Here is an 8,341-nt window from a genome sequence, read left to right as displayed (position 1 = left end):
AATGTTCACGCCGCCGAGTGCCCCACCCGCCTCGGCATCCGCCGGCACAGTGACCGAGCAGCCACGCATGCTCATCGTGTCGCCGCCGAGCACTACCAAGTAGCTGAAGCCGACCGCGCCGCTGTTCGAGATGTCGCAATTCACAATCTCGACCTCGGTCGCGGCTGCCACGGTGATCGCGGGCGCGGGCAGCCGCCAGTTGGTGACACCGGCCCCGTTCTGAAAGTAGTTGCCGTCGGCAACGATCGTCAGGTTCTCGAGACTGATCTGCTTGCACTCGCCCGCGCCCTCACCATCGACGATCTCGACGCCCACGGACGAGTACGCGATGATCGTGAGATCCTTGATCACAACCCCGGTACAGTCATCAATTTTGAACACGGGTGGCTCGAACACCGTGAAGTCTAGATTGTCGGTGGTCGGCGCTGGGTTGCGGATAATCGTTCGAGGCCCGCAGCCCTCGATCGTCACATTCGCACAGCCCGTGAGGTTCGCGTGGTCCTCGTATTCCCCGGGCAGAATACAGATCTTCCCGCCAGCTTGGACCATGTCCACCGCGTCCTGCAAGGAGCTCACCTGCCCGTGACTGGTCTTCCCGTCACCCACGGTGACCGTGCAACACCCCCCTTCGCACAGCCGCCGCAAGCGCGTGCGGCAGTCGTGAACGGTCGCCTCGGACGGGTCCGGCTCTGTGTCCCAAGACACTGTGGCCAAGGGCGCAAAGAAGCGCCGCGGCCCATGGGGCGCGACCCCGCCGGAGACCGTGTCGTCGAGATCCCAGGGTGTCACCACGTCAGGGGTGGAGGGCCGCGCAGCGATGATCCAGTAGTCGCCCGGCTTGCCCACCGCGTTCAGCGTGACCGTGAGTCCAATGTTTCCAAGCGGCTGCGGGTCATCAACGCCACATTCGATGATCGGCGTACTGGTGACGTCCCCGCCGCGATCCCACACGCGCAGGTACAGATAGTCCTGCTCACCAATCGCGTCGCGGTCGCTCCAGTGCACCTCGTGCTCGGCCAACCACTCCAACCAGCCATCGGTGATCTGATCGCTCAGCGTCAGCTCCTTGGTCTGCGGGTCGTAGCTCGTCGCCACCGTGGTCAAGAAGCCCTCGGCCTCCGCCACTTTCTCGTCGTTGGGGAGCTTCGCGCCCCACTGCAAGATCTCCACGACCTGCCCAGCGCGCGGCAACGCGGCCGCGTCGGCCGGCTCCGTCAAGAAGCTCACGGTCACGCGATCGCCATTCACCTTCACCCGATATAGCGGCGACGCGTTGTCAAATCCCCACACAAAGCCGCTCACGTCGCCATCGTCGCGCAGCTCGACCCGAATGGTCTGGTTCTGCGCGCCAACGTAGCCCGCCGTGACCGGATCGGCGCACAGGTCCTCGTCGTCGCTCGAGCTGTTCGTGGTTACCGTGAGTAGGGCGCTGCTGCGCAGTTCCCCTGTGGCCGCGTCATAGCTTGCCTTGCCACCGTCCTCCAGATCCGTGATCAGCAACGGGAACGCGACGTCACAATCCGCGCTACCCACATCTGGCCTGACCATGAACCGGCGCATTCGCTTGATCCGCACCGAGGTATCGCGGCCACCAAGGGCGACCTCGCGTAGCTCGCTGTCTTCGATCGCGGTCACCGGCTGCTCCCACGCGTAGACGTACACGAGATCGACACGGTCGGCTTCGCCGAATTCATCGGGCATGTTGGCGGTGAGGCTGTCTACCTGCAGCCAGTCGGTCTGGCCCAGAAACGTCTCATATCCTGCGTTGAGATCAACCGCAAGACGCAGCCCGCCAATGTAGTAGCTGCCATCCCCAACCTGAAAGTCGTAGGTCAGGTGGTTCGCTACCAGCGGCATCGCAACGCTCACGCTAGCGCCGTCTGTCGTGAGGCGAAAGCCATCATTGGGCGTGCCCTTCGAGCAAGCAATATCGAGCACGGACTGCCGAAAGTCTTCGGCCACGATCCCAGCGCGCTCGTTCCAGTCGCTGTCAACGATGACGCGGCCTTGCTGCAGGTGCACGCTCGAGTAGTGCTTCTTCGGTTGCAGAAGAAAACGGGAGATATCTTGGGTCGCCATGGCTGTTCCTGTATTTCTTGACGGCTCAGGCCGTTACGCCAACGATGTGGAGGGAGCCCAGCTGTTCGTGGTTGTGCGTCGTGTAGACACAGTAGGTACTATTCAGCCGGTTGATGAAGACGTTGTTGACGACAACCGCAGCCGTCGGGGGTGTGGAGAAGCTTGTTCCGCAGTGGTCGCCAACACACGAGGTGATGAGCGAGGCCTCGCGCAGCTCCGTCACGGTGGCATCGGTGGGAGCAACCGCGGGTCCAGCGAGAACGGACAAGAGCGCGTCGCGCAAACCCTCTCGAAATCGGTTCGCCCGCACCTGAACGCTGCACGCGGCCCCCACGTAGCAGTTTGTCACGACAAAGCTGTAGCCTGCCGGCGCGGCCATGACGTCGTTGACGAAGTCTTCGTCGAACTCTTCGGCGAGTTGATGGGTGTCGACCTCGAGGAAGTTGTTGCTGACCACGACCGAATCAAGAGAGGAGAGCAAGTAGGCAGCGGCATGCCCACCGGCGACGGTCCAGTCGAGGAGACCCCGATTGTCGCAGAAGCTAATGGTTCCGCCCATCACTGGCCCCTGGCCTGGATCCACCATGTGCATCGTCGGGAGGGTGGTCCCGGTCCAGGCGACCTCGGATGCTGGCGACAATCCAATAATCTGGACACAGGCCCCGCCCATGCCATGCTCCATCGAGCCGTAGCGTAGGACCGAATTATCGATCAACGCGTTGTCCGCGGTGTCGCCCTTCGACGTGAAGCTGTTCTCCGTCACCTGAACATCGTTGAACGCACCGCGGACCCACAGCGCCTTGCCTGTGCGATGCGCGACTTCGTTCTTGTGCACCTTCAGGGCCACGCTGCCGGTGCCAACCGTGAAGCTTGGCTGCGGAACCGTGATATTGAAGTGAATCGTGTCGTAGTAGGTGTCGCCACGCAAGGCCGTGACTTCTTGGATTGCGATTCCGCCGCGGAACCCCTCGGGTACAGACCCAGACGCTTCCAGGCCATTGTCGACCACGTAGTTGTCGACGACCACAAGATTCTGCATCGCGACAAATCCCAGGCCACAGCTTGGGGTGCTGTGGTCGGCGCCATTATTCACAATTCGGTTCTGTGCCACCGTGCAGTCGATCCCAGCGGAAATGGTAAGCCCGCCGAGCCCCAGATCGCAGCAGCCCTCCCCACGGGGCGCGAAGATGTCGGAATCGATGCTCGTGATTTGGAGGTTGCGATGAATATGATTGTTGGTGATCAGCAGCTTCGCTACAACGATGAACGCAGGAACATCGCCGCCCGAGAGCATGATGTGGCTAAAGCGCATCATGCCAGTCGAGATCCCCGAAAGGCCCATTGCGCTGATGCGGTTTCGGTCAAGGCGAACGTCAACCAGATGCCCGGCCGGAGTCCACAGCTTTCCCATGCCCGGGTCGCCCAGCGGGGCACCGGTCACCGGCGGGTACTCGAACAAGCTGGAGACTGGCTCGCCAAGGCCACGTTCGGCGGCCGTCCAGATATCGGACATTGCGATCGTCTGCGACGCCCCTGGTGCTGCTACCCAACCTAGTGCGTGACCAAGCGCGACCCCAAACCCCCAGCCCCCATGGACGACGTTGCGGGCCACCTCCACATCTACGGACTGGCTGAGCACATGAATTCCGCCCATGGCGTCCGCCACCGCGCCCGTGTTGAACGCCCCGGCCTGGACCCAGTTGTCATGGATCCGCAGTTTTATCCCACCAAGGACCAGCGCGCCCGTGTAGCTTAGCTTGTCCTCGACCTGGACTCGACAGTTCACGACCGTGAGGTCTTCGCCGCCAAGGGCCAGGACCGCCGGCTGCGGCAAGGCGAAGGTGTTGGGTGCGAGTGTGTAGGCGCCATCCTGGGTGAACTCGAGACCCTCAATTCGGATTCGCTTGCACTCATCGTTGACGCCACGAATCTCAACGCCGCTCGCGCGATTCGCTACGACTGAGAAGTTCTTCAACGTGATGTCTTGGCAGTCCGTCAAAGTGACAACGGCGGCGCCCTTTGTCGTGATCTCCGACCCCAGGTCCTCGAGGTTGACGTTTTGCAACTTGGAGAGCGGCCCGCAGCCCGCGATGGTCACGCCGGTCACCCCATCGAGTTCGACCTCGCCGTCATGAAGCCCGGGCAGCAGGCAGATCTTTCCGCCTGTGCTTGGCAGCAGGTCAAGCGCTTCTTGCAGGCTGTTGACCATTCCGTTGCTCTCTTCGCCGTCGCCAACGGTGATCGTGCAGCAACCGCTCACACACAATCGCTGGAGCTTGCAGCGGCCGTCGATGACACGCGCAACGGGATGCCGCCATACCGGGTATAGAGCGCCGCCGCCAAGGGGTGGGCCGTTGTTGTACTGAACGGCAATACCCGTAACGCTCGTCATGGCCACGAGCGCGTCGTGGAGGCCCATGAACTCCAGTGGCGCCTCCCACTCGATGATCGCCAGGGGCGCAAAGAAGCGGCGCGGCCCGACAGGGGCGTCGTTGTCCATCAGCTGCCACGGCACGACGTTGTTCGGCGTCGCCCGACGGGCAGGCACAACCCAATAGTCGCCGGGCCGACCTTTTCCGCTCAACCTGACCTGCAGCCCGGTATGCCCCAGCTCGACCGGTCCGTTGGCGAGGTCGATCGTCGTGCCGCTGCTGGTATCCGAGCCGCGGTCCCACAGGCGCAGGTAGAAGTACCCGCTGGAGGGGTCCTCGCTGTTCCAGTGCTGAGGATTCGCGTTCAGCCAGTCAACCCACTCTTGCGGCGCGAGCGACCCGAGCTCGAGCTCACGGCTTGCGGAATTGTAGCCCTTGGCCACTTGAAACAGCTGCCCGGTGAGCTCGGCGACCTTCTCGTCATTGCATAGCTTCGCTCCCCACGGGATGATCTCGACGATTTGATCCGCCCGCGGCGCAAGCCTGGCGTCCCTTGGTTGATTCAGGAATGTGATGGTCTTGAGGTCAACGCCGAGCTTCACCCGATACAGCGGTGCGGCAGAACCAAAACCCCATGTGATGCTGGTATCACCGCGCATCTCCACGCGGATCGCCTGGTCCTCGTGACCAAGGTAGCCGCTTGGCGGCTGCGGTCCGCAGGGCAGGTCGCCCGTCTCGGCCACGGGCGTCACCGTGAGGCGCGCGGTCGGAAATAGCTCGTTGTTGTTGTCTTCGAACGTGACATAGCCATCGTTCCCAAGCTCAGTTGCGAACGCAGCCAGCCCCTCCATGGGGTTGTCAGTCCCGATGTCGCTGATCACGTGGACGCGACGCATCCGACGAATCCGGGCTGCGCTGTCCGGGCCGCTCAGCGCACGCTCACGTAGCTCGGAGTCCTCGACAACCGTGACCGGCTGCTCCCACGTCTCGAGCAACACGAGATCATGGCGCCGCACCGGAGGCAATTTTTGGATCTGTGCCGGGGTGAGGTGCTGGAGCTGCGCCAGCGGAAGCGGCAGCAAGTGCGTGATCCCGGGGCGCGCTGGCGCCGTCACCTCAACGCTGCGCCGCAACCAATCCGACTGCGTGGCCAAGCTCTCGGCCTGGTCGAGCTGCAGGCGACACCCACCGACGAAGATGCTACCGGGATTCAAGGTGAAGTCATACGTGTCCGGCTCCCAGATCGAGCCTTCCGTGACAACGACATCCGTCACCGCGAAGCCGTTGTTCGTGCTGCCTTGAATGCCAACCAACTCCATGAGGGTCTGACGGAGATCCTCCGCCACGAGCAGCGCGTCCTCGTTCCAGTCCGAGTCGAGCAGGCTCCGCCCCTGCTGCATGCGGACGCCAGCGTAGTGCTTCTTGCGCTGCAGAAGTTGGCGCGTGATATCGAGGTTGGCCATGAAGTTGTCGCTTGGGTCTGGGGTCGAAGATCAGTTGTCGTTGACGAACTGTTCAATTAGATCGTAGGGCATGAACTCTTCGAGCTTGGCCTGTAGGTCAGCACGCTTGATTTGTTCGAGCAGCTTGTTGCAGGCGCCCATTTCACAGTGGTTCTCGGCGCCTGTTTTCAGCTCGACTGGCGCCGCCTGCGATAAGCGAGCGTAGTCGGGGTCGCCGAACCGGATCGAGTCGAACCAACCCGCAGAGAACTGAGTGTAGAAGTGAGACTCGAAGGGCCGCGGCCAGTTTCCCTCTACCGCAGCGCTGAAGCGAAAACAACCATGCTGGCGGTCGGCAATGGTCCCAGACCCCAAGATGATGCTGTCGCTCACGTACAACCGGTTTGCAACGATGTCGCCTACAATCGTGCAGCGCTCGATGTGTACCTCACCAAATGCAGTGGTGATTGCAGCGATTTCACCCATGTCTGGGGCGTGAATCACCGAGTCTCGAATGATGATCTTGCCAACCGAGCACGGGTCGGCGCCAGCGACGTTCTCGAGGATCGGGCCCAACACAGAAGACTCGATGATGAGTTCTTCGACGTAGCCCGTCAGTTCCAACTGGACGTAGGGTATGGCCTGACACTGCGTCGGCACCGGCCGCAGCTGCTCGCCCCCGGGATCCAGCGTACAGTTGCGGATTTCCACGCGATCCCAAGTATTTGTCAGGGTGATCTTTCCCTCTCGAATTTCACAGGGCCCGGTCGCTGGCACAGGGTCCTGGATTTCGTCAAGGGTGTCCTGAATGCCGATCCAGAGCCCGTCGAACACGAGGCAGCGCAGGTCGGTGGGCAGATCTTTGGGCTTGGCGCTGATCGTCCAGGTCGCCTCGTCATTGGACACGCGCAGGTATGGGCGCTGGTTGTTTGCGGCCTGGAGCCGGTAGCTCTCGACGAGCTCGAGCGGTTCGGGCGGAACGTAGGTCTTGCTATCAACGATCTCGTCGGTCACTTCGAACAGGCCGCTGGGCGTCAGCGCGACCGGGCCAAGCGCGTCTCCGCCGTCATCGAGTAGATTGACGTCTGTCGTCTCGATGCTGGCGCGTCGGTCGTAGGACCCCGCTCCAAGCGCACAAGCGGCGCCATAATGAATGACCCGAGCGATCGGTACTTTGTCGAGGGCGTCGGTGATCACCGCGCCCGTGTGTGGGTCGATGACAAGATCGTAGGGCGAGCTTGGCCCATTGATGATCGTGTGAAAGGCCGCACCCCACAGCGACAGGTTCCCCGCCAGCACTGCCTCACGCGTGGACGCAACAGCGGTCTTGTCGGTGCCAACCGCCATCGTCAACGCCTGATTGCCGCCATCGAGGTCGGCCCCGTAGAGCTGCGCGCTGCCACATCCCTCGACCAGCGCGGCCGCACGCAGCAGACTGAAGTTGAGGAGGATGTTCGACTTCGCGGGGTCCGGGTGCGAGTTGATGAGGCGGCTCAGCTCGCCTGCACTGCGGAATCGAAACCCCGAGTACTTCTGCAGCACCGTGATGGCCGCAGGCGTCAGCGGGAGCGCAGCGATGTCTGCATCGGTCCATTGATACTCGGCGTGTGCCAGCAAGCGACGCTCGATGGCACGAGGCATCTGCCACTCTCGCGAACGGGACCACTGATCCCCGCTTGGGCGTTTGGCGGGCTGAAACAGCGGCGCCGCACGACCCGACGGGTCCAGTGCCCAGGTGTAGGGGTCAACGCTGGTCCCAATCCTCACCGCGGTCGGATAGTTGATCTCCAGCGCGCGCATGCGATGCGCATGCACGCCGATCTTCGAGATGCCGTAGCGACCCTGCTGGCTGCCACGACCGGGATATCGGCGAAAGTCCGGGGTGTGGTTGAGCTCCTCGAAGGCGGTCCACGCCAGCGCGGGAATCCGCGGGCTACGAAGGTTGGCCCAGCCGCCGCGCGGTGTCTGGGTGACCCTGCCCAGCTGCGGCTGGGGGTCGAGCAAGTGGTAGCTGCGAGCGAGCCGCCGGCGGGTGTCGAGGTGGCTTCCCGTCCAACCGGTGATGTCGGCCAGCAGGCGCTCGAGCACCCAGGGCGTGCCCTTTCGGCGGCGATAGAAGATCGTCCGAGCGACGTCGACACGGCGCGCGCGCGGGTTGAGCTGGTGGACCATTCGGGTGGCGACCAGGGCCCCGAGCTGCTCGAGCGCGTCGTCGTCCGCGAGCTCGACGAAGTGGTTCTCCCAGATCCGGTCGAGGGTTCGGCGCAGATCCGCAGATTGGCCGCCCATGGTCTCGACGATCGTGCGGAGCGTGCCGGGGGTATTGGTGCGCGCATCTTTCTCACGATAGAAGCCGGGGATCCACTGCCACAGCTTCTCCGCATAGTAGGCGTCGTACGCATCTTGGGCGATGTTGGCGCTTTGTTCGACTTCGCTTGGCATGATTTG

General features: G+C 62.8%; 3 protein-coding genes and 1 pseudogene. All 4 read right to left on the bottom strand.

The features are described from left to right. The coding region (locus tag DB30_RS09020; RefSeq protein WP_205632943.1) for a DUF6519 domain-containing protein at nucleotides 1-2,079 on the bottom strand (2,079 nt) is incomplete at its 3' end. 25 nt (nucleotides 2,080-2,104) lie between these two features. Further along, a complete protein-coding gene (locus DB30_RS09015; RefSeq protein ID WP_146658339.1) occupies nucleotides 2,105-5,605 on the bottom strand; it encodes a hypothetical protein in 3,501 nt (1,166 codons plus the stop codon). Next, nucleotides 5,606-5,914, bottom strand: a pseudogene (locus DB30_RS43055) (DUF6519 domain-containing protein); the annotation flags it as partial. It abuts the gene before it with no gap. Nucleotides 5,915-5,944: 30 nt separating this feature from the next. Next, the gene (locus DB30_RS09010) at nucleotides 5,945-8,335 is read right to left on the bottom strand and encodes a hypothetical protein (protein ID WP_052547827.1); all 2,391 of its coding nucleotides are present in this window, start codon (nucleotides 8,333-8,335) and stop codon (nucleotides 5,945-5,947) included. Nucleotides 8,336-8,341: the final 6 nt, after the last annotated feature.

Origin of the sequence: Enhygromyxa salina, from assembly GCF_000737335.2 — a bacterium.
Lineage (GTDB): Bacteria > Myxococcota_A > Polyangia > Nannocystales > Nannocystaceae > Plesiocystis > Plesiocystis salina_C.
This window is presented reverse-complemented; position numbering and strand designations above follow the sequence as displayed.

Excerpts from the sequence above, each read along its gene's own strand:
- DB30_RS09010 (WP_052547827.1), bottom strand. The coding sequence starts at position 8,335 with ATGCCAAGCGAAGTCGAACAAAGCGCCAACATCGCCCAAGATGCGTAC.